The sequence below is a fragment of the Shinella sp. GW821-FHT10F02 genome, from assembly GCF_058809275.1.
Genome location: NZ_JBXASL010000011.1, coordinates 25,539 through 47,313, shown reverse-complemented (window position 1 = coordinate 47,313; position 21,775 = coordinate 25,539). Strand labels below are relative to the sequence as shown.

The 21,775-nt window shown below is 65.5% G+C and carries 20 protein-coding genes; 9 read left to right on the top strand and 11 right to left on the bottom strand.

Annotation, left to right across the window (positions count from 1 at the left end; all coding sequences use genetic code 11):
• Positions 1-40: 40 nt before the first annotated feature.
• Positions 41-454 (bottom strand): SyrB-like regulator, encoded by a 414-nt coding sequence (locus tag AC1RWL_RS29140; protein ID WP_493096955.1) that lies wholly within the window; start codon positions 452-454, stop codon positions 41-43.
• 181 nt (positions 455-635) lie between these two features.
• Between AC1RWL_RS29140 and AC1RWL_RS29135 the strand changes: the two genes are divergently transcribed.
• Positions 636-1,592 (top strand): sugar-binding transcriptional regulator, encoded by a 957-nt coding sequence (locus tag AC1RWL_RS29135; RefSeq protein WP_256119198.1) that lies wholly within the window; start codon positions 636-638, stop codon positions 1,590-1,592.
• 67 nt (positions 1,593-1,659) lie between these two features.
• Here AC1RWL_RS29135 and dhaL read toward each other — a convergent pair whose 3' ends face one another.
• The 4 genes from dhaL to AC1RWL_RS29115 all read right to left on the bottom strand — a co-directional run bounded on the left by dhaL (position 1,660) and on the right by AC1RWL_RS29115 (position 6,973).
• Complete coding sequence (gene dhaL, locus AC1RWL_RS29130) at positions 1,660-3,426, bottom strand: dihydroxyacetone kinase subunit DhaL (protein ID WP_493096956.1); 1,767 nt, start codon at positions 3,424-3,426, stop codon at positions 1,660-1,662.
• A 37-nt stretch (positions 3,427-3,463) separates the two neighbouring features.
• Positions 3,464-4,456: an ABC transporter permease gene (locus AC1RWL_RS29125; RefSeq protein ID WP_023515831.1), complete on the bottom strand. Its 993-nt coding sequence runs from the start codon at positions 4,454-4,456 to the stop codon at positions 3,464-3,466.
• On the bottom strand, positions 4,446-5,945 hold the full coding sequence (locus AC1RWL_RS29120; protein WP_493096957.1) for a sugar ABC transporter ATP-binding protein: 1,500 nt from the start codon (positions 5,943-5,945) through the stop codon (positions 4,446-4,448). Before AC1RWL_RS29120 ends, AC1RWL_RS29125 begins: the two co-directional genes overlap by 11 nt.
• An 80-nt stretch (positions 5,946-6,025) precedes the next feature.
• The gene (locus AC1RWL_RS29115) at positions 6,026-6,973 is read right to left on the bottom strand and encodes a substrate-binding domain-containing protein (RefSeq protein WP_256119195.1); all 948 of its coding nucleotides are present in this window, start codon (positions 6,971-6,973) and stop codon (positions 6,026-6,028) included.
• A gap of 41 nt (positions 6,974-7,014) precedes the next feature.
• Between AC1RWL_RS29115 and AC1RWL_RS29110 the strand changes: the two genes are divergently transcribed.
• The 8 genes from AC1RWL_RS29110 (at position 7,015) to ltnD (ending at position 13,592) form a co-directional block, all read left to right on the top strand.
• Positions 7,015-7,206 carry a hypothetical protein gene (locus AC1RWL_RS29110; RefSeq protein ID WP_493158573.1) on the top strand — a complete coding sequence of 64 codons (192 nt, stop codon included), beginning with the start codon at positions 7,015-7,017 and terminating at the stop codon, positions 7,204-7,206.
• Positions 7,207-7,268: 62 nt separating this feature from the next.
• Positions 7,269-8,141 (top strand): lipid kinase, encoded by an 873-nt coding sequence (locus AC1RWL_RS29105; RefSeq protein WP_256119194.1) that lies wholly within the window; start codon positions 7,269-7,271, stop codon positions 8,139-8,141.
• 129 nt (positions 8,142-8,270) lie between these two features.
• Positions 8,271-9,002 (top strand): FadR/GntR family transcriptional regulator, encoded by a 732-nt coding sequence (locus tag AC1RWL_RS29100; protein WP_493096958.1) that lies wholly within the window; start codon positions 8,271-8,273, stop codon positions 9,000-9,002.
• A gap of 11 nt (positions 9,003-9,013) precedes the next feature.
• Complete coding sequence (denD, locus tag AC1RWL_RS29095; protein ID WP_493096959.1) at positions 9,014-10,006, top strand: D-erythronate dehydrogenase; 993 nt, start codon at positions 9,014-9,016, stop codon at positions 10,004-10,006.
• A 1-nt stretch (position 10,007) separates the two neighbouring features.
• Positions 10,008-11,258, top strand: coding sequence for a 3-oxo-tetronate kinase (gene otnK / locus AC1RWL_RS29090; RefSeq protein ID WP_493096960.1), 1,251 nt, complete (start codon positions 10,008-10,010; stop codon positions 11,256-11,258).
• Entirely contained in the window at positions 11,255-11,887 is a 633-nt protein-coding gene (otnC, locus tag AC1RWL_RS29085) for a 3-oxo-tetronate 4-phosphate decarboxylase (protein WP_493096961.1), read from the top strand. Before otnK ends, otnC begins: the two co-directional genes overlap by 4 nt.
• 3 nt (positions 11,888-11,890) lie before the next feature.
• The gene (locus AC1RWL_RS29080) at positions 11,891-12,667 is read left to right on the top strand and encodes a hydroxypyruvate isomerase family protein (protein ID WP_493096962.1); all 777 of its coding nucleotides are present in this window, start codon (positions 11,891-11,893) and stop codon (positions 12,665-12,667) included.
• Positions 12,668-12,686: 19 nt separating this feature from the next.
• Complete coding sequence (ltnD, locus tag AC1RWL_RS29075) at positions 12,687-13,592, top strand: L-threonate dehydrogenase (protein ID WP_493096963.1); 906 nt, start codon at positions 12,687-12,689, stop codon at positions 13,590-13,592.
• Positions 13,593-13,594: 2 nt separating this feature from the next.
• On the opposite strand, the gene AC1RWL_RS29070 is transcribed toward ltnD, so the two are convergent.
• From AC1RWL_RS29070 to AC1RWL_RS29045, 6 genes are all read right to left on the bottom strand, one after another.
• A complete protein-coding gene (locus AC1RWL_RS29070) occupies positions 13,595-14,764 on the bottom strand; it encodes a M20 aminoacylase family protein (protein ID WP_493096964.1) in 1,170 nt (389 codons plus the stop codon).
• A gap of 30 nt (positions 14,765-14,794) precedes the next feature.
• On the bottom strand, positions 14,795-16,228 hold the full coding sequence (locus AC1RWL_RS29065; protein ID WP_493096965.1) for an aldehyde dehydrogenase: 1,434 nt from the start codon (positions 16,226-16,228) through the stop codon (positions 14,795-14,797).
• A 116-nt stretch (positions 16,229-16,344) separates the two neighbouring features.
• The gene (locus AC1RWL_RS29060; protein WP_493096966.1) at positions 16,345-17,931 is read right to left on the bottom strand and encodes a GMC family oxidoreductase; all 1,587 of its coding nucleotides are present in this window, start codon (positions 17,929-17,931) and stop codon (positions 16,345-16,347) included.
• A gap of 34 nt (positions 17,932-17,965) precedes the next feature.
• The gene (locus AC1RWL_RS29055) at positions 17,966-19,798 is read right to left on the bottom strand and encodes a dipeptide ABC transporter ATP-binding protein (protein ID WP_493096967.1); all 1,833 of its coding nucleotides are present in this window, start codon (positions 19,796-19,798) and stop codon (positions 17,966-17,968) included.
• The gene (locus tag AC1RWL_RS29050) at positions 19,795-20,709 is read right to left on the bottom strand and encodes an ABC transporter permease (RefSeq protein ID WP_256119187.1); all 915 of its coding nucleotides are present in this window, start codon (positions 20,707-20,709) and stop codon (positions 19,795-19,797) included. The genes AC1RWL_RS29055 and AC1RWL_RS29050 overlap by 4 nt, the downstream gene beginning before the upstream one ends.
• The gene (locus tag AC1RWL_RS29045; RefSeq protein WP_130520143.1) at positions 20,709-21,698 is read right to left on the bottom strand and encodes an ABC transporter permease; all 990 of its coding nucleotides are present in this window, start codon (positions 21,696-21,698) and stop codon (positions 20,709-20,711) included. The genes AC1RWL_RS29050 and AC1RWL_RS29045 overlap by 1 nt, the downstream gene beginning before the upstream one ends.
• Between the last annotated feature and the right edge of the window lie 77 nt (positions 21,699-21,775).

The following is a 21,775-nucleotide window of genomic DNA, read 5'->3' as shown; positions in this document are numbered from 1 at the left end:
TAGGGCCGATCGTGTCTGCAGCCCCGAATGTGCCCGCCGATCAGGCGAGACCGAGCTTCTTTCGCAGGTCGGCATTTTCCGCGCGAAGCTTCTCAGCCAGGATCTTGCGAAGCCGCTTGTTCTCTTCTTCCAGCTGAAGAAGCTCGGCCATCTCGTCACCGGCCGAAGCAGGCGCGCTGACGGCAACAGCAGCCTGTTTTTTCGGCGCGACGTTGCTGCGCTGGCGCTTGGCGGCAACGGGTTCGGCCGCGGGCGTCACCTCGGCGCCATTGCCGGCGCGCTTCTTGCGGGCATCGGAGACCTTTGCCGGCTGGGAGGGCGACGATTTTGCCTTGGCTTCCGCAGCCACCTTCTTCACTCTCGGGGCGCGCTGCTTCTTGACCGCCGGCGGGGTCACGCCGGCAATCGCCGCTGCAACGTCGGAATTGGTGCCTGGGGTCTGCTCGTCAGCCATCGTTCGCCTCCCTTGATCGCTAAAGTAATGTTTCGGGCGCGTTGCAGAGGGAGTCAATATCCAGGGAGTCATTAACCTGCTTCGCCTGGGACATATCACGCTTCAGCGCTGATCAATCCGCGGTTGCCCATGGCCCACCAGTTGGCGTATCGAAAGAAACGATTTGGGGAGAGTGCACGGCGTGGGCGAAGACTGGGGACATTTCGATGAGGAACTGGAGCGCGCGCGCGTCGCATGGCTCTATTTCATCGGCGGGCAGACCCAGCAGGAAATCGCCCAGCGCATGAACATCACGCGGCTGAAGGTCAACAAGATCATCGGCCAGGTGCGGGAATCCGGCAGCGTGCAGGTCAATGTCAGCCTGCCTTTGACCGACTGTATCGAACTCGCCGAAAAGGTTTCTGCCCGCTACGGCCTGGTCGATGCGCTGGTGGTGCCCGATCTCGACGATTATCTGGAGCAGAAGCGGGTCATCGGCGAGGCGGCCGGTTCGCTGGCGAGCGAACTGATCGAGGGGCGCGACATGGGGGTCGGCATCGGCTCCGGGCGCACGCTGAGCTTTGCCGTGCGCAGCCTGCGCGCCCGGCCGAAATCCGAAAGCTGGGTCGTCGGGCTCACCGGTGGTGTCACCAGCGGCTCGGCCACCAACACGTTCGAAGTTGCGACAGCGTTTGCGCGCGCGCTCGGCGTCGAATGTCACTATCTGACGGCGCCGATCTACTGCGCCAATCCCGAAAGCCGCAATGCGCTGCTGCTCAACGACGAATTGACGGACGTGCTGGCACGCACCGAGATTGCCGATATCGGCATCGTCTCCTGCGGGGCCTTGGCGCAGGATACGTCGCTGACCCAGATCCGCGTCGTGAAGGACAATCTCGATACGGTGCTGAAGCGCGGCGCCGTCGGCGAGTTCATGGGGTGGTTCCTCGATGCGCGCGGCCAGGCGATCGATCATTTTCTGAACGATTCGATCATCGCGCTACCGCCGGACAAGCTGAAGCTGAAGCCGATTTCCGTACTGGTGTCCGGCGGTATCCGCAAGATCCCGATCATCCGGGCGATCCTGCGCGCCGGCTATGTCAACCGGCTCGTCACCAATGAGGGTGTCGCGCGGGCCTTGCTGCAAGGCCCGCGCTGAAAGCTATTCCAGCAAAAGTGCGCAGCGGTTTTGCGCCCGGAAAAGCGTCAACTTTTCAAGTCTCAAATCAAGCGAGCGCCTTGCGAAGCGCCTCCGCCATGGCGCGCAGCGTCACATAGGTCGAGGCGGCACCGGGGTCGATATGGCCGACGGAGCGTTCGCCGAGTTTCGCCGAGCGGCCGCGCCGGGATTCGAGCGCCGCCGTCGCCTTCATGCCGGCCTCCCCGCCATCGCGGGCGGCAACCAGCACGTCCAGCGTGGAGCCGCCGTCCTTGGCAACACGAAAGCCCGCCTCGACCGCCGGCACCCAGGCGTCGATCATCGTCTTGTCGCCCTGTTCGGCGCGGCCGCGGTCGCGAATGCCCTGGCAGGCGGCACTCAGCCATTCGGCCATGCCTGCGCCGTCGAGGTTGAGGCGGTGGCTGACGGCCGTGCCGGCGCGCAGGAACGCCGTGGCATAAAGCGGGCCGGAGGAGGCGCCGACGGCATCGAGGAAGGCCTTGGCCATGCGCTTGCAGATGCCTTCGATCGTCTCGTCGTCCTGGGTATCTTCCAGCGCGCGCTGCACGGCCTTCCAGCCGATTTCCATCGTCACGCCATGGTCGCCGTCGCCAATCACGCCGTCGAGTTCGGAAAGCCAGTTCTTCTCCGCGATGATCTCGTCGCCGACGGCATGCATCATCGTCTTGAAGATCGCCGGCGTGACGTCGCCCTCGGTCAACAGCTCACGGGGCTTTTCCTGCACGGCGGCGCCGCTTTCGGCAAGCTTCACCGCCTTGCGGCTGCGGATCGCGATGTCGTCGGTCTTCTCGAAGGCGCCGACGACGAGGGCCGGCGTGCGGCAGGGATGGTCGAGCAGGGCCTGCAGGGTATCGTCCAGCTTCATCAGCGTCACCGAGGCGCCGGCCATTTCCAGCGAGGTGGCATATTCGCCGACCCAGGAGGCGTGGATCTCGATGCCAAGAGCATCGAGCCGCTGCTTGACACGACGGAAGATGAGGTAGAGCTCGATCTGTGATGTGGCGCCCAGGCCGTTGACGAGAACGGCGACGCGTTCGCCCGCCTTGAGGTCCAGCTCCTTTAGAACCGCCTCCACGAGTTCGTCGCTCACCTCGTCCACCGGCGCGAGCTTCTGGCGGCGGATGCCGGGCTCGCCGTGCAGGCCCATGCCGATTTCCATCTCGTCGTCGCCGATGGTGAAATTCGGCTTGCCGGTCTGCGGCAGCGAGCAGGGGCTGAGCGCCACGCCCATCGAGCGGGTCGCGTCATTGGCGGCCTGCGCCAGCGCCTCGACGCGCGCCAGCGGCTCGCCGAGATCGGCGGCTGCACCGGCGATCTTGAAGACGAAGAAGTCGCCGGCAATGCCGCGGCGTTCGGATTTGCGCTCGATCGGGGCGGAAGCGACATCGTCGGCGACCGCGACATGGCGCACGGCGATGCCGGCCTGTTCCAGCTCCTCGGCCGCCATGGTGAAGTTCAGCACGTCGCCCGTGTAGTTGCCGTAGAGCATGACGACGCCGACGCCGCCATCGACGGCGCGCGCCGCTTCGACGATGTGCGATGGCGAGGGAGACGCGAAGATGTTTCCGACGGCGGCGGCATCGGCAAGGCCGCGCCCGACATAGCCGGCAAAGGCCGGCTCATGGCCCGAGCCGCCGCCCACGACGATGCCCACCTTGCCATCGCGCGGGCCGTCCACGGCGACGACCGCCCGTCCCGTCGCACCCTCGACGCGCAACATGTCCGGATGCGCGCCGACCATGCCTTCGATCATCTCCGCGATGATGTTTTCCGGCGCGTTGATCAGCTTCTTCGTTTTGACTTCCTGGTTCATTCTGCTTTCTTTCGTCAGATCGATGCGGCCGTCGGCTTCAAGCGTCACGGCGGAGATAGCGGCGGGAAACGGCGTCGAAGGAAATGGCGAGCACGACGATCGCACCCGAGACGATGCCCTGCCAATAGGGCGACACGCCGAAGAGCACGATGATGTTCTCGATGATGGCGATGATGCCCGCCCCGAAGATCGCCCCGATCGGGCTGCCGATGCCGCCGGTGGTGGCGACGCCGCCGATGACGGAGGCGGCGATCGGCGCCAGGACCCAGGTCTCGCCGATCGACGGCTGGGCAGTGCCGAGGCGGGCGACCATCAGCACGCCGGCGAGCGCAGCAATGGCGCCGGCGGCGGTGAAGACGAGAAGGCGCACCTTGTCGACCTTGATGCCGAGCATGCGGGCGCCGGCCTGGTTGTTGCCGATCGCGTACATGTAGCGGCCGAAGGGCGTCTTCAGCATGACGAAGGTCGCGACAGCCAAAGCCACGAGCATGATGATGAACGGCACGGGAACGCCGAGAAGGTCGCCACGGCCGAGATAGTGCACGTCCTTTGGAATGCCGGTGATCGCGACGCCGCGCGTCAAAACCAGGTTGGCGCCGCCGAAGATGCCGGCCGTGCCGATGGTGAGCACCAGCGAATGCAGCCGCAGCACCGTCACCAGCAGGCCGTTGATGAGGCCGAGGCAGGCGCCGAGCAGGATCGCCAGCAGCATCGCCGAATAGGGCTCGAAGCCGAGCCGCACCATGAGGATGCCGGAGATGACGCCGCAAAGCCCGCCGATCACGCCGAGCGACAGGTCGAGTTCGCCCAGCACCATCAGCATGGATTGCGCAATGGTGATCAGACCGACGAAGGCGAGCCCGCGCGCGATGACCGACAGGTTGTAGGGCGTGAGGAAATAGGGCGAGATCAGCGCGGAAAGCGTGAAGATCACGGCGAGTGCAACGAAGACGCCGGCAAGCGGGCTGCGCGACAGGATCGCCCAAGGCCTGGCCTGTATGGGCCTGGTTTGCGTGGAACTAGTTTGCATGGGCTTTCGCCTCCGTGCCGAAGATGGCGCCTACGAGGGTTTCGTTGCTGGTGTTGGTGGTGTCGAACTCGCCGGTGATGCGGCCGTGATGCATGGTCACGATGCGGCTTGCGCATTTCTTGAGTTCGTCGAGTTCGGATGAGACGAGGATAACGCCGACGCCCTCCTCCGCCAGACCCTTCATGATCTTGTAGATCTCGGTCTTGGTGCGGATGTCGATGCCCTTGGTGGGCTCGTCGAAGATCAGTACGCGCGGTCGCGTCGCCATCGCACGGCCGATGATGGCCTTCTGCTGGTTGCCGCCGGAAAGCTGCGAGATGCGCTTGCCCATGCCGGATGTGCGGATGCCGTAATCGTCGATGATCCTCTGCACCGCCTCGCGCTCGCGCCCGCCGCTGATGCCAAGGGCACCCCTCGTCAGCGAGAGGATGGAGATGCCGATGTTTTCGCGCAGCGACAGAAGCGGGAAGATGCCGTGGTGCTTGCGCTCTTCCGAGAGGTACAGCATGCCGCCGTCGACCGAGGCGGAAGTGTCGTTGAGCGTCCACGGCTTGCCGTCGACCGTCACGCTGCCGGCCTTGGCCTTCAGGAAGCCGAAGATCGTCTGCATGACCTCCGAACGGCCGGCGCCGACAAGCCCGGCAAAGCCGAGGATCTCGCCGCGCCGCAATTCGAAATCGACATCGTGGAAGCGTGCGCCGGAAAGGCCGCGCACCTGCATGATCGTGTCGGTGACCGGCCCCTTCGGGCGGAAATGTTCGTCGAAGGAAAGGTCCCGACCGGACATGGCGCGGATCAGGTCCGCCTCGGCAATGTCGGCGATCCGGCCGCTTTCGATCTTCTCGCCGTTGCGCAGCACCGTGTAGTCGTCGCCGATGGCGAAGACCTCGTCCATCTTGTGGCTGATGAAGACGATGGCGTGGTCGCGGTCGAGCAGGCCGCGGATGACCTTAAAGACGCGGTCAACCTCGACGCGCGTCAGCGACGAGGTCGGCTCATCGAGGATGAGCACCTTCATGGCGGCATTGGTACAGGCGCGGGCGATCTGCAAGAGCTGCTGGTCGGAGACGGAAATATTGGCGACCAGGTCGCGCGGATCGGCTTCGATGCCGAAGCGTTCCAGATAGGTCCGGGCTTCCTCGACGAGCGCATTGCGATTGACCAAGAGGCCGCCATGCCCCGTTCTGTCGAACGGCATGAAGAGGTTTTCCGCAACGCTCATCTGCGGGAAGAGATTGAGCTCCTGCGGCACATAGGCGACATTCTTGTAGAGGCTCGCATCCTCCGCCGGATCGCGCCCGTCGATCAGCACCTGGCCGCGGGAGGGCCGGTCGGTGCCGGTGAGAATCTTCACGAGGGTGGATTTGCCCGCACCATTCTCGCCGGCGAGAATGTGCGTGCGGCCGAGTTCGATCGTCAGATCGACCCCGTCGAGGGCGGTCACGCCGGGAAAGTCCCGGCCAAGGCCGCGGGTTTCGAGATAAGCCATGGGACACCTGCGTACAGGAATGAGATGGAAAAGGCGCGGGGGGAGTGCCCCGCGCCTCGCGTCAGTCCGGTCGTGCCGGATCAGCCGCCCACATTTTCCTTGGTGAGGAAGGCGTTGCCGGTGTCGAGGTAACCCGGCACCTTGGCGCCCGTCGCCTGCGCCCAGAGCAGCATGACCGACCAGTAGCCCTGGAGTTCCGGCTGCGAGGCGGACGAGCTGTCGGCCACGCCGTCGCGGATCATGTCGAGCATTTCCGGCAGGTTGTCGAGGCCGACGAGGGTGACCTGGCCCTGCTTGCCGGCTTCGACGATCGCCTGGCCGATGCCGATCGGGCCCGCGGCGTCGGATGCGACCCAGCCCTTGAGGTTCGGGTTCGCCTGCATGATGGCGGCCGCCTGCTGCTGCGCCGTCTCGATGCTGTCATTGTCGATGCCTTCGGCAACGACCTTGATGCCCGGATGTTCTGCGAAGACCTGGCGATGGCATTCGGCGCGGATCGAGTGGTTCGGCGCGGTCGGCACGCCCTGCATGATGGCGACTTCGCCTTCGCCGCCGAGAACCTCGACGAGGCGGCGAGCCGCGATCTTGGCCTGCTCGCAGAAATCGGAGCCGATATAGGGGATGGCCATGCCTTCCGGCGGGATCGAATCGAAGATCACCAGCGGAATCTTCTGGTTCTGCGCTTCCTCCAGCGAGGCGCGGTTGCCGGACGGATCGAGCAGGTCGAGCGCCAGGCCATCGGGCTGGGTCGCAAGCGCGCTGTCGATGATCTGGTTCTGCTGCACGACGTCAGCGGACTGCGGCGCCGAGTAGATGACCTCGACGTTGGAACCGGTTTGCGCCTTGATCGCGGCCGCGGCGGCCTGTGCGCCCTCGTTCACCTTGTCGAACCACGGATGAACGACCTTCGGCACGACGACGAAGCGGTAGCTGTCCTTCTTGGTCGTTCCCTCGGCGTCCTGGGCCGAAACGGAAAGCGGCAGGGCAAGCGCGGCGGCGCATGCCAGGAGCGTGGCAAGTTTCTTCATGATGACCTCCCTTGGAGCAGGCGAAAATCCCTCCCGCCTGAATGATGGAACAGGGGCTTTGCATGGGGGCTCTCTCCCAAAACCCAAAGCCCACGGCGAATTTGATACAGATGTATTTTCATTTTTACAACAGTAAAATGACGAGCGTGATCGTGCATGGCGGCGGAGGCGCGCATCGCCTGAAGCGCGAGGAAGGTGTGGCTTGCAGACGCCGCATCGCGGGGCGTCGTTGAATGCGGGGGTCGCAATGCGCATATAGGGTGCCCGGGCTGAGCCAGCGAAAGACAATGACCGCATGACACCGAAGACCGCATTGCTTTTGGTCAATCCGAATTCGCGCCGTGGCAGAGAAAGCCTTCCTCAAGTTCGTGACCTGCTGAGCCGCGCGCAGATCGACTATGTCGAACTGCCGCCGACGGCGGATGTCTCGGCGGCGGATGCCATTCGCGAGCACGCCGCACGCGTCGATATGGCGATCGTCGGGGGTGGCGATGGCAGCCTGAACGGTGCGGCACCGGGATTGCTCGATACCGGCCTGCCGCTCGGCGTGCTGCCGCTCGGCACCGCCAATGATTTTGCGAAGACGGTGGGCATACCGCTGGACCTGCCGTCTGCCATCGGCGTGATCGCGAAGGGAAACACCACGAAAGTGGATCTCGGCCAGGCCAACCAGCACCCGTTCTTCAATGTCGCCAGCATCGGCTTCAGCGCCGATCTCGCCATGTCGCTGACCGAGAAGGCGAAGAAGCGCTGGGGCAAGCTGGGTTATGGCCTGGTGGCCGCCCGGCTGCTGGCGAGCTCCCGTCTGTTCACCGCGACGCTCGAACATGACGGGCAGGCCGAGGAGCTTAAAACCCTGCAGGTCTCCGTCGGCAACGGGCGCTTCTACGGCGGCGGCATGACCGTGCATGCCGATGCGACGGCCACCGACGGCATGCTCGATTTCTACAGCCTGGAGGTCGACCACTGGTGGCGGCTGCTGCGGCTGCTGCCGAGCCTCAGGAACGGCACGCAGGGCGAATGGGACGATGTGCGCGCCTTCTCGACGAAGGCGCTGACCATTCGCACGAGCAAACCGCGCGCCGTCAACCTGGACGGCGAGTTGAAGACCACGACCCCCGTCACCTTCGCGATCCTCGAAAAAGCCGTCTCCGTCTTCGTGCCCTGACGCCCCCAAACTGGTCGTGGAAATAGACCACTCGGCGTCGCAGTCCTTGCGCATTTTTTCCACAAGGGAGGTGACAGCTGGCAACAGATGGCTTAACTGGTCTATAAAGCAGTCCAGCCAGAGCAAGCCATGCCGAACCTCTCGCCCCTGAACGAGACGATCCACAAGCAGACCGCCAAGGAGATGATCCGCGACAAGATCATCTCCATGATCGCGTCCGGAATCCTGCAACTGGACGACGAGCTTCCGAGCGAGCGCGAGCTTTCCACCATGCTGGCCGTCAGCCGGGAAACCGTTCGCGGCGCGATCCAGCTTCTTGCCGGCGAAGGCGTCGTGCAGGTCTCGCAGGGGGCGCGCACCCGCGTCTGCCGCGTCGACGTGACGGTGCGCACGCAGCGCATCGGCGTCACCGATCCCACCTCCATCAACGGCTACAGCCTGGAGGCCGTGCATGCGGCGCGGCTGCTTGTCGAGACCGCGGTGGCGGCGGATGCCGCGCGCCATCTCAGCGCGGACGATATCCGCCGCCTTGAGGATTCGATCGCCGCGCAGGAGCAGGCCCTCGACGACCCGGTCCGCTTCCTGATCTGCGACCGTGAGTTCCACCTGACGATCTACTATGCCTCCACCAACCGGCTGCTCGCCGATTTCGTGGTCGATCTCTACACCTACATGCTCGACCATCGCCGCATCGCGATGGGCGAGCCCGGTGCGATCGAGAAGAGCCTGGAAGACCACCGTTTCATCGTGCGGGCGCTGAAGATGCGCAATCCGGAGGCCGTGGCGGCGGCATTCTCCGAGCATATCCTGCGCATTCGCGACACATCGCGCGCCGTCGACGAGCGCGGCCTCACAAACTAGGGAGTTGGCCTATGCATATCCTGATAGTCGGCGCGGCGGGCATGGTCGGGCGCAAGCTGGTGAACGCGCTGCTGCGGGCCGGCACGGTGGCCGGCAAGCCGATACGCCGCCTCACCCTTGCCGATATCGTGGCGCCGGAAAAGCCTGATTTCGACGGAGAGGTCGAGGCCATCGCGACTGATCTCGCGCATGACGGCGCCGCGGCGGCCCTTATCGCCTCCCGTCCGGATATCATATTCCACCTCGCCGCCATCGTGTCCGGCGAGGCCGAGGCGGACTTCGAGAAGGGCTACCGCGTCAATCTCGGCGGCACCCATGCACTGTTCGAAGCCATCCGCCGCGCCGGCCTCGAACGCCCTTACCGGCCGCGAGTCGTGTTCACCTCGTCGATCGCGGTGTTCGGGGAGCCGCTGCCGGCGGTGATCGGCGACACGCAATGCCTCACCCCGCTGACGAGCTACGGCACCCAGAAGGCGATCGACGAGCTTCTGCTGGCGGATTATTCCCGGAAGGGCTTCTTCGACGGCATCGGCATTCGCCTGCCGACCATCTCGATCCGGCCGGGCAAGCCCAACAAGGCCGCGTCGGGCTTCTTCTCGTCCATCCTGCGCGAGCCGCTGGTCGGGGAGCCGGCCGTCCTGCCCGTCAGCGAGACGGTGCGCCACTGGTTCGCCAGTCCGCGGGCCGCCGTCGGCTTCCTGCTGCATGCGGCCGAACTCGATACCGGGTCGCTCGGCCAGTTGCGCACCATCACCATGCCGGGCCTTTGCGCCACCGTCGGCGACCAGATCGAGGCGCTTCGCCGCGTTGCGGGCGATGGCGCCACGAAGCTCATCCGCCGCGAACCGGACGAGACGATCGCCGGCATCATCGCCGGCTGGCCGAAGGGCTTTGACGCAAGCCGCGCCGAAGCCCTCGGCTTTCGAGCCGAGACGTCCTTCGAGGAGATCATCCGCGTGCATATCGAGGACGAGCTGGAAAACCGGGCTCCGGAGCGCGCCTGACATGCTGCTGGGCGCCATTGCAGACGATTTCACCGGCGCGAGCGACCTGGCCAACACGCTGGCAAAGGGCGGCATGTCGACCGTGCAGTTTTCCGGCATCGGCCATGAGGCGGCGGATTGCGAAGCGGGCGTCGTCGCGCTCAAGACACGCTCCATTCCCGCGGCCGATGCCGTCTCGCAATCCCTTGCCGCGGCGCGCTGGCTGCTGGACCAGGGCTGCGAGCAGCTCGTCTTCAAATACTGCTCGACCTTCGATTCCACGCCGCAGGGCAATATCGGCCCGGTCGCCGAAGCGCTGCTCGACCTGCTGGGCGGCGGCACGGCGGTGGTCTGCCCGGCCTTTCCGGGCGCAGGCCGGCGCATCTTCATGGGCCATCTCTTCGTCGGCGATCGCCTCCTGTCCGAAACGGGCATGCGGCATCATCCCCTGACGCCGATGACCGATCCCGACATCCGCCGCTGGCTGTCCCTCCAGACCGCCGGCGAGGTGGGCGGCGTCCCGCTCGACACCATTCGCTCCGGCGTCGATGCCGTGAAGGCCGCCTTTGCCCTCAACGCGCAGGCCGGCCGCCGGCTGGTCGTCACGGATGCCATCGACGACGACGACCTGATGACGATCGGCGCCGCCATCGCCGGGCACAGGCTGGTCACCGGCGGTTCCGGCATCGCGCAGGGCCTGCCACGCAATTTCCGCGCCCAGGGCAAGCTCTCCGCAACACCCCGGGAATTGCCGGCCGTGCGCGGGCCGGGCATCGTGTTGTGCGGTTCCTGCTCCACGGCCTCGCAGCAGCAGGTTGCCGTCTACGCGGCAAACCACCCCTCCCTGGCCATAGACCCGTCGGCCCTCATACGCGGCGAGACAACCGTCGACGGTGTCGCGCGCTGGATCGGGGAGCAGAGCGCACAAACGCCCATCGTCTATTCCACCGCCGCCGAAGACACGGTTGCCGAGGCGCAGGCGCGTTTCGGCCGCGCGGCCGTCGCGGCGAAGATCGAGGACTTCTTCGCCACCCTCGCCCGTCATCTCGCCGATACGGGCACCCGCCGCATCGTCGTCGGCGGGGGCGAGACCTCGGGCGCCGTCGTGGAGGCGCTCGACCTGTCGAGCATGCAGGTGGGCCGCGAGATCGATCCGGGCGTTCCCGTGCTCGTCGGCGAGCGCAACGGCCCGCTCGGGCTGGCGCTCAAAAGCGGAAACTTCGGCACGGTGGACTTCTTCGAAAAGGCGCTCGGCCGGGTGGGACAGCCATGAACGAAGCAAGCGTGCGCGACACTATCGTCCGATGGGGAAAGTCGCTGTTCGAGCGCGGGCTGACCGCCGGCTCGTCCGGAAACATCTCCGCCCGCGTGGAAGATGGTTTCATCGCCACCCCGACGAATTCCTGCCTCGGCTTCCTCGATCCGGACCGCCTGTCGAAGCTCGATGCGAACGGCACCCACCTTTCCGGCGACCCGCCGACGAAGGAACTGCCCCTGCATTTCGCCTTCTACGAGGGCCGCGCCTGCGGCGCCGTGGTCCATCTGCATTCGACCTATGCCACCGTCCTCTCCTGCCTGTCGGATACCGATCCCGAAGACGCCATCCCGGCCATCACGCCCTATGTGGTGATGCGCGTCGGCCGGGTTCCGGTCGTGCCCTATACACGGCCGGGCGCGGCGGAGGTCAGGCCGCTCATCGCGCGGATCGTCGCCGAGCACAGTGCGGCCCTCCTCGAAAACCACGGGCCGATCGTCTCCGGCGCGACGCTCGATGCCACGGTCTTTGCCATCGAGGAGTTGGAGGAGGCCGCACGGCTCGCAATTCTAACGCGCGGCCTGCCGGTGAGGCACCTGTCCAAGGCCGCCGTCGACGATCTCAACGCCACCTTCAAGCTGCGGTGAACCATGCCGAAATTTTCCGCCAATCTCGGCTTCCTCTGGCCGGACAGACCCCTGCTCGACCGCATCGACGCCGCCGCCAGGGCCGGCTTTCGCGCGGTGGAGCTGCACTGGCCCTATGACGTGCCCGCCGGCAGCGTGAAGCAACGCTGCGCCGAGCACGGCCTCCAGCTTCTCGGCATCAACACGCCGCTTGGCCGCACCCAGGACGGCGATTTCGGGCTGGGCGCCCTGCCCGGCCGCGAGGCGGATTTCGAGACGGGCTTTCGGCAATGCCTTGCCTGGGGCGAAACTGCCGGTGCCTCGGCCATCCATGTGATGGCGGGTGTCGTCGCGGCCGATCAGAAGGCGCAAGGCCGCAGCACGCTTGTCGAAAACCTGCGCAAGGCCGCCGCCCTGGCGCCCGCAATGACGCTCCTGCTGGAAGGCATCAACCAGCGCGACAAGCCCGGCTACTTCTATTCCACGATCGCCGAAAAGGCGGACATCATCGCCGAGGTCGGTGCGCCGAACGTCAGGATCATGTTCGACATCTACCATGTCGGCGTTTCCGAGGGAGACATCTTCCGCAAGCTCGAAACCTACCTCCCCCTCATCGGCCATGTGCAGATCGCCGCCGTGCCGAGCCGGGCGGAACCCGACGAGGGAGAGGTCCACTATGCCCACGCCTTCGCCGAACTCGACCGCCTCGGCTACGACGGCTGGGTCGGCTGCGAATACAAGCCGCGCGGCGGCACGGATGACGGGCTCACCTGGACGAAAACGCTGAACGTCACGCTTTGAAACCACAGGAGTTGCCGCAATGGATGATCGTCGAAGCGCCGCCGTGATCGGGCTGGGATCGATGGGTGCCGGCATGGCGCGCGCGCTGCATCGCAGCGGGATCCCGACGGCCGGGACGGATGTCAACGCGAAAGCATTGCAGGCGATGCAACGCGACGGGGTAGCGACCCATCGCACGCCCGCAGAGGCGGCCGGCGCGGCGGATATCGTCATCGTCGTCGTGGTGAATGCGGCGCAGGTGGAGGCCGTCCTGTTCGGCGAAGACGGCGCCGTCCCAGCCATGAAGCCGGGCTCCGTCGTGGTTTGCTGCGCCACCATCGCGCCCGAACGGGCGAAGGCTTTCGCGGCGCGCGCCGGCGAATACGGCATCCTCTATCTCGACGCCCCGATCAGCGGCGGCGCGGAAAAGGCGGCCGCGGGAAAACTGACGGTGATGGCCTCCGGCCCGAAGCAGGCCTTCGATGCCGCGGCACCCGCGCTGAAGGCTATCGCCGAAACCGTCTACGACCTCGGTGCGGATGTCGGCATCGGCTCCTCGTTCAAGATGGTCAACCAGCACCTCGCCGGCATTCACATCGCCGCCGCCTGCGAGGCGATCACCTTTGCCAAGTCGCTCGGCCTCGACATCGCCAAGGTCTTCGAGGTCATCACCAAATCCGCCGGAAACAGTTGGATGTTCGAAAATCGAATCCCGCATGTTCTTGCCGGCGACTACAGCCCGAAAAGCAGCGTCTCGATCTTCACCAAGGATCTCGGCATCGTCTCCGACATGGCGCGCGCCAACAAGTTTCCCGCCTCGATGGCCGGCACGGCGCTGCAACTGTTCCTGATGTGCGAGGCCGCGGGAATGGGGGCGGATGACGACGCCTCCGTCGCCCGCCTCCTCGCCGGTATCTGCAAGCTCGACCTTCCGCCGGAGGTCTAGCCTCAAAGCGCGCCCGCGGACGATGAGGCCAGTTCGATCCAGTAGCTCACGCCGGCGGGGATGACGTCGTCGTTGAAATCGTATTTCGGGTGGTGGAGGCCGGCGGTTTTGCCCTGGCCGAGGAAGATGTAGGCGCCGGGGCGTTTTTGCAGCATGAAGGCGAAGTCCTCGCTGCCCATCATCGGCGCCACGTCGCGATCGACATTCTCGGCGCCCGCCACCGCGGCGGCGGCGGCAAAGGCGATGTCGACATTGGCGTCCGCGTTCACGGTCACCGGGTAGTCGCGCAGATAGTGCAGCCGCGCGGTCGCCCCGAAGGTCCTCGCCGTCAGGTCCACCACCTCGCCGAGCCGCCGCTCCATCAGGTCCTGCACCGCCCCGTTCAAGGTGCGCACCGTGCCCTTCAGCAGCGCGACGTTCGGGATCACATTGTCCGTGAACCCCGCATTGAAGGCGCCGAAGGAGAGGACGGCGCTGTTCAGCGGATCGACATTGCGCGCAACGATCGAGTGGGCGGCGCTGACGATCTGCGCGCCGACGAGAATGGGATCGATGCAATCGTGCGGGCGGGCGGCATGGCCGCCGCGACCGTCGATCTCGATGCGGAAACGGTCGGCCGCGGCCATGATGGGGCCGGTGCGCATGCCGAACGTGCCGGCGGCAAGGCCCGGCATATTGTGCATGCCGTAGACCTGGGTGATGCCGAAGCGGTCCAGCAGCCCGTCCTTCACCATCTCGTTCGCGCCGCCGCCGCCCTCCTCGGCCGGCTGGAAGATCACCGCGACGCTTCCGGCAAATCGCCGTGTTGCGGCGAGGTATTTCGCAGCACCCAGCAGCATCGCCGTATGCCCGTCATGGCCGCAGGCATGCATCAGGCCGGCGGTCTGCGAGGCATAGCTGCAGCCGGTCTCCTCCATGATCGGCAGCGCGTCCATGTCGGCCCGAAGGCCGATCACGGGTCCGCCGGCGCCGGCCGAGCCATGGATGAGACCGACGACACCGGTCCGCCCGATGCCGCTCACCACCTCATCGCAGCCGAATTCGGCAAGCTTCTCGGCGACGATGCCGGCCGTGCGGTGCACCTCGTACTGCAATTCCGGATGCCTATGGAAATCATGCCGCCACGCCACGATTTCCTCCAGCATCGGGGCGATGTCCTTGTTGAGCGGCATGGGCGTAACCTCCGGATTTGCTGACTGCGGTCAGAAGCTGATCGTCTTGTGCTCGATGTAATGGTTGATGCCCTCGGCGCCGAACTCGCGGCCGATGCCGCTCTGCTTGAAGCCGCCGAAGGGCGCCATCAGGTCGGCCGCCGCGCCATTGATCGACAGGCCGCCGGTGCGCACCTTGCGGGCGATGTCGAGTGCCGCCGGCACATCGCGCGTCCAGACGGAACCGGCGAGGCCGTATTCGGAATCGCCGGCGATCTCCACCGCCTCGTCGATGTCCCGGTAGCGGATGACACTGACGACCGGGCCGAAGATTTCCTCGCGCGCGATCCGCATGGTGTTCGTCACGCCGGTGAAGACGGTCGGCCGGATGAAGGAGCCGTGGTTGATGCCGTCAGGCATGCCGTGGCCGCCGATCGCAACCGAAGCGCCCTCCTCGATGCCGAGCGCGATATAGTCGTCCACCCGCTTGCGCTGGCGCTCGGAGACGAGCGGGCCGATGAAGGTCTGCTCGTCTGACGGATTGCCGACGACCATTTTCGAGACCTCGCCCACCAGCGCATCGACGAACTGGTCATGCTGGCCTTCGGACACAAGGATGCGCGTCTGCGCGACGCAGACCTGGCCGTTGTTGGGGAAGGAGCGGTAGCGCAGCGCGCTGACGGTGCTGTCGATATCGGCATCCGGCAGCACGATCGCCGCCGACTTGCCGCCGAGCTCCAGGCTAAAGCGCGCGAGCCGGTCGCTGGCGATATGCGCGATGCGCTTGCCGACGGCGCTCGACCCGGTAAAGCCGATCTTGTCGACGCCCGGATGGCTGACGAGATGTTCGCTGACCTCGCGGTCCGCCACGAGGATGCTGACCACGCCCTCCGGCACGCCGGCTTCGGCAAAGAGTTCGCCGAGGAACTGGCCGCTGAGCGCGGTTTCCGGTGCAAGCTTCAGGATGACCGTGCAGCCGGCCAGCAGCGCCGGATAGAGCTTGACGAGCGCGACCTGGTGCGGCGCATTCCACGGAATGACGGCGGCGACGACGCCGACCGGCGCGCGCATCCAGAGGGTTTTCGCTTCGGGAAAACCATCCCGCGTCGCCTCCCAGGGATATTCTCCCGCCGCCTTGAAATAGGCGAGGCTCTGGTCGCGGATCAGCGTCTGGATGGCCCGCGTATACCAGAGCGGCGCGCCCATCTCGCGCGAGACGAACTGCGCGAATTCCTCCGCTTTCGCCTCGTAGAGATCGAAGAAGCGGCGCAGCACCGCGATGCGCTCGGCCGGCGTCAGGCGGGGCCAGGCGCCCTTGTCGAAGGCGTCGCGGGCCGTGGCCACGGCAAGGTCGACATCCGCCCGCGAGGCCAGCGGCGCCGAGCCGACGAGCGCGCCGTCATAGGGCGAGCGGACCTCGATGCGCTCCGCGCCCAGTGGTTCCTGTCGACGGCCGCCAATGAAGTTTCCAGTGAAATGTACCATGTCGCGCTCAGCCTGTTCGAAGTTATAGGAAGGGTGTCTCGCCCCCGCGCAGGCGCGGGCAAGGTGGAGAAGTTCGGTGTCCGGACCAGCGCCCGGACTGTGGTGGGGTTAGATTGTCAGGGTTCTATAAGGTCTGAGGCCCTCTCACCGATCATGATCGATGTGGCATTGGTGTTGCCCGCAATGTGGCGCGGGAAGATCGAGGCATCGGCGACCCAGAGGTTGTCGGCGCCGCGGACCTTCAGGTCCGGCGTCAGGACCGCGCGCGCGTCGATGCCCATGCGGCAGGTGCCCACCGGATGCAGGAAGGGCACGGTCGATTTGCGGATATAGGCCTCGTCGGCCGCCGCACCCGCGCTCGGGTCCGGCACGTCGATGAGGTTGATGACCTGCGACCCGAAGGGCGCCGTCGAGGCGATCTTGCGCACCCAGGCAAGGCCGCGCCTGACGCCGTCGAAATCGTCCGGGTGGTCGAGCAGGCGCGGATAGATGGCCACCGGCGCCAGCGGGTCCTTCGAGCGGAGCTCCAGGTGGCCCATGCTCTTGGGGTGGTTGATGTTGACCAGGATGGTGGTCAGCTTGCGGTTCGGAACCGTATAGCGGCCCTTCTTCTTCACCCAGCCGAAGGGGAAGAGGTGGAATTGCAGGTCCGGCTCCTCGAAGGACGGATCGGATTTCAGGAAGGCGAGCACCTGCGCCGTCGGCACGCTCATGAAGCCCTTGCGCCGGAAAACCCATTCGGCGAGCGTCTTCACGCCGTTGATCGGCGTCGCCAGGCTGTTGGCCGTCGTCACGTTCATCTCGGCCAGCACGTAGAGGCCGGGATGTTCCATGAGGTTGCGCCCGACATCCGGGCTTTCGACGATCGGCTCGATGCCGTGGCGCTTTAGCTGCGCCGGATCGCCGATGCCCGATAGCATGAGAATCTGCGGTGAGTTTATCGAGCCGGCCGAAAGCACGACGCCCTTGCGCGCCTTGAAGGTGACGCGCGTTCCGTCCTTGATCGCCCGGATACCAACAGCGCGTCGGCCTTCGAACAGGATGGTCTCGACGATCGTGCCGTCGACGAAGGTGAGGTCCGGATTGCCGAGCTTCGGCTTGATGAAGGCCTCCCAGGCCGAATGCCGCTTGCCCTCGCGCGTCGAGCCCTGGTTCCAGGCGACGCCCTCATGGGAGGCGCCGTTGAGGTCGGGATTGAGCGGCACGCCGGCATTGACGAAACTGTCGAGGAAGGCCTCGGAGACCGGATGTTTCCAGCGCAAGGCTGAGACGCGCTGGGGGCCGAGGCCGCCGCGCAGCGCATTGTCCTTGTCGTTGTCGGCGGTCTCCATCTTGCGGAAATAGGGCAGCACCGAATTCCAGCCCCAGCCTTTGTTGCCCATGGCTTCCCAGGCGTCGTAGTCCTTCGCCGCGCCGCGAATGAAGATCATGCCGTTGATGGCCGACGAGCCGCCGGGCACGCGGCCGCGCGGCCATTTTTCCACCAGGTTGTCGCGGGTCGGGTCCGGCTCGGTCTGGAAGTCCCAGTCGTAGCGCTTGTTGCCGATCGTGTGCACGAGCGCTGCGGGGATATGGGTGAGGTTCAGACGTTCCTTCTTGCCGGCCTCGACCAGCAGCACGGAATTCTTCTTTTCGAGAAGCCGGGCGGTCAGCGGGCAACCGGCGCTGCCCGATCCCACCACGATATAATCAAATTCTTTCAAGGCACTCATTTGCTGTAGACCTCTGGATTATCCGTCACGCCGCTTCGACGATTTTCGCCAGGTGACAGGCAGCGAAGGCTTGCCCCTCGCGCGGTGTCAGCACCGGATCGATGGTTGCGCATTTCTCGATCGCGAAGGGACAGCGCGTCCGGAAGCTGCATCCCGGCGGGATGTTGATCGGGTTCGGCGGCTCGCCTTCGAGAAGGTATTTTTCCGGGTCGTAGGGCCGCGCCTCGATCGACGGCACGGCGCTGAGGAGCGCCCGCGTATAGGGATGGCCGGGATTGAAGAAGGTCGTCTGATTGTCGGAAAGCTCGACGACGCGGCCGAGATACATCACCGCGACGCGGTTGCAGACCCGCCGCACCATGCCGAGATCGTGCGAAATGTAGAGGAGCGTGATGCCGCGCTCGCGCTGCAATTTCTCGAAGAGCGCCAGAAGCTTCGTCTGCTCCACCTGGTCGAGCGCCGACAGCGTCTCGTCGAGGATCAGCAGTTCCGGATCGAGCACCATGGCGCGCGCGATGTTCACCCGCTGGCGCTGGCCGGCGCTGAGACCCACCGGCAGCTTGTCGTGCAGATCCAGCGACAGGCCGATTTCCTGCATGACCTGCTCTACCTTCGGGCGGATCGCGCTGCCCGCCATGCCGTGGATCCTCAGCGGTTCGGCGATCGTGCGGCCGATGGTGAAATGCGGCGGGATGGCGTTGAACGGGTCCTGCAGCAGAAGCTGGAAGCGCTTGCGCAGGTCGAGCTGGCCCTTGGCATTGAGCCGCGCGATATCCTTGCCTTTGAACAGGATCTGCCCGGTATTGGGCAGTTCGAGCAGGCTGAGCAGCCGCGAGAGCGAGGACTTGCCGCAGCCGGATTCGCCGACGATGCCGAGGCTGTCGCCCTTGTGCACATCGAAGGACACGCCGCGCACGGCATGCACATGCTGCTTGCCGAACAGTTTCGTCGGGTCCTTGGTGCTGTAGACGCGGCTGATGTCGCGCACGGACAGCACCACCTCGCTGTCGGAAATCTTGTCGGCAATCGAGGCGCCGGTGTTGCGCGTGTCGGCCTCCCAGATTTTCGGCAGGTCCGAGATGAGGTTCGCCGTATAGGGATGTTTTGGCGCGGCGAGCAAGTTTGCGAAAGGCTGGTGTTCCACCACCTGACCCGCCGACAGGACCAGCACCTCGTCGGCGATGTCATGCAGGGTGCCGAGCGACGACGAGACGAAGAGGATCGCCGTGTTGAAATCGCGCTGGAGATCCTTCAGCAGGCGCAGGATCTGCGCCGCCACCGTCACGTCGAGCGGCTGGGTGATGTTGTCGGCCACCAGCAGATCCGGCTGGGTGACGAGCGCATCGACGATCATCACGCGCTGCATCATGCCGCCCGAGAACTGGAACGGGAATTCCTGGAAGCGCTGCGCCGCCGAGGGGATCCGCACCGCATCGAGCGTGCGCACGACCCGGCGCGCCGCATCGGCCGTGCTGATGCCCGGCTCGACGGCTTTCAGCTTCTCCACGATCTGGTGGCCGATCGGGATGGTCGGGTCGAGCGCGCTGCCGGGATCGGAGCCGATATAGGCGATCTTGCGGCCGCGCAGCGCCTGCATCTGCCGCTGCGGCAGCGTGACGAGATCTTCGCCGCGATAGAGAATCTTGCCGCCGGTGATTTCCAGCGGCCTGGCGACCCAGTTGATCAGCGCGCGCGACAGCACGGTCTTGCCGGAGCCGCTTTCGCCGATGATGCCAAGCACGCGGTTTTCCTCGATGCTGAGGGAAACGTCCCGGAGCACCGGCCGCCTTGCGCCGGAGCCCAGAAGCAGATCGACGGAAAGGCCCTGGACATCCAGGATTTTCGAGGACGTGTTCATTCGACCCCCTGCAGAATCTTGTTGCGCGAACGTTCCAGTGCCCCACCCATGAAATTGATGCCGCACAGCGAGAGGGCCAGCAGCAGGCCGGGCACGGTGGTGATCCACCAGGCGTTCATGAGGTATTTCGTGCCGTCGGCGATGATCGTGCCGAAGGTGGGCGTCGGCGGCTGCACGCCGATGCCGATGAAGCCGAGGGCCGCCTCGAAGATCATCATCTTCGCCACATCCAGCACGGCGACGAAGGCGATCGGCGGCAGGATGTTCGGCGCGATATGCACGAGCAGGATCCGGAGGTCCGATGCACCGAGGATCTTTGCCGCCCGCACATATTCCCGCCGCCGCTCGGACAGCGTGACGCTGCGGGCGACACGGGCATAGGCCGGCCAGCCGGCGAGGATGAAGACGAGGATGATGGTCAGCGGCGTCGGCCGCGTGACGCCGAGAATGGTGATCGCCAGGATGACCACGGGGATGGACATCTGCGCATCGGTGAGCCGCATCAGCACCAGGCCGACCCATCCGCCGACATAGCCGGCGATCATGCCGATCGCCGAGCCGACGATGAACATGCCGATGACGCTGACGACGCCGATGAAGAGCGCGTTGCGCAGGCCGATCAGCGAGCGCGAGAACAGGTCGCGCCCGAGCTGGTCCGTGCCGAAGAGGTAGGGCATGTTCGCGCCGTCGAGAAGCCCGGGTTCGAGGAACTTCTTGCTGACGTTGAACTGCGTCGGCGACAGGTTGAGGAGATAGGGGCCGATCACCGACAGGAGCAGCAGCCCGAGCACGATGGCGAAGCCGATCTTGAAATCGGCGGTGCGCCATGCCTTTGCGAAGAGGCTGGTGCCGGGGCCGCGCTTTCTTGCGACGGCCGTTCCGGCGGGATCGATATCCGTTCCGATAGCCATCAGTACTGCAGCCTTCTGTCAATGGTGGTGGCGGCGAAGTCGACGAGGATGTTGACGACGACGAGGACCACGCAGGCGAGGATGGAAATCGCCTGGATGATCGGGAAATCGCGCTGGAACACCGCGTTGATCATCAGGAGGCCCACGCCCGGGAAGTTGAACACGTATTCGATGAGGAACAGGCTGCCGAGCAGCACGCCGACGGCCTGGATGCCGAGCGTGTTGAGAAGCGGGATCAGCGAATTGCGGAAGACGTGGAAGACGATCATGCGAGACCGTGACAGGCCGCGGATCTGGCCGACGGAGACATAGGCCTCCATCAGGTTGCCGCTGACCGACACCGCGATCGAGCGGATGAAGACTGGCGCCAGTTCCACCGCCAGCACGATCGCCGGCAATATGGCGTAGCTGAAGCCCTTGTAGCCGATCGCCGGCAGCCAGCCGGCCTTCGCCGAGACGAGGAAGATCAGCACCAGCGCCAGCCAGATATTGGGCAGCGAGACGAAGATCGAACTTAGGTAGAGCGCGAAGCGATCCGGCCACTTGCCCGACCGCAGCCCCGCATAGATGCCGATCGGCACCGCCAGCGCGAGCGCAAAGACGAAGGCGAGGCCGGCGAGCAGCAGGCTGTAGGGCACTGCCGTCGCGATGAGCCCGATGACCGACGCCCGGTTGGCGGCGTTGAACGTATCGGCGGCGCGGGTGCCGCCGGTGCTGGCGCCCTGGGCGCTGCGCACGAACGAACGCCCGAAATCGCCCTGGGCGATCTGCCCGACATAGCGGCCGAACTGCACGAGCACCGGGTCGCGCAGCCCCATTTCCTTGGCCGTCTGTTCTGCGACCGATGGCGACACCATCGGCCCCAGCATGATGCGCACGGGGTCTCCCGGCACTACCCTCAACAAGGTGAAGATGAGCAGTGCCACGAGGAGAACGATGATGAGACCCTGCGCTATTCTTCGCATGAAGAAATCGAGAGCAAAGAGCATGTAGGGTACCCCGCGATGCCGTTACAGTCTGCCGCATTATCCGACGCCGAAGCGATGCCGCTTCGGCTGGAAATGCT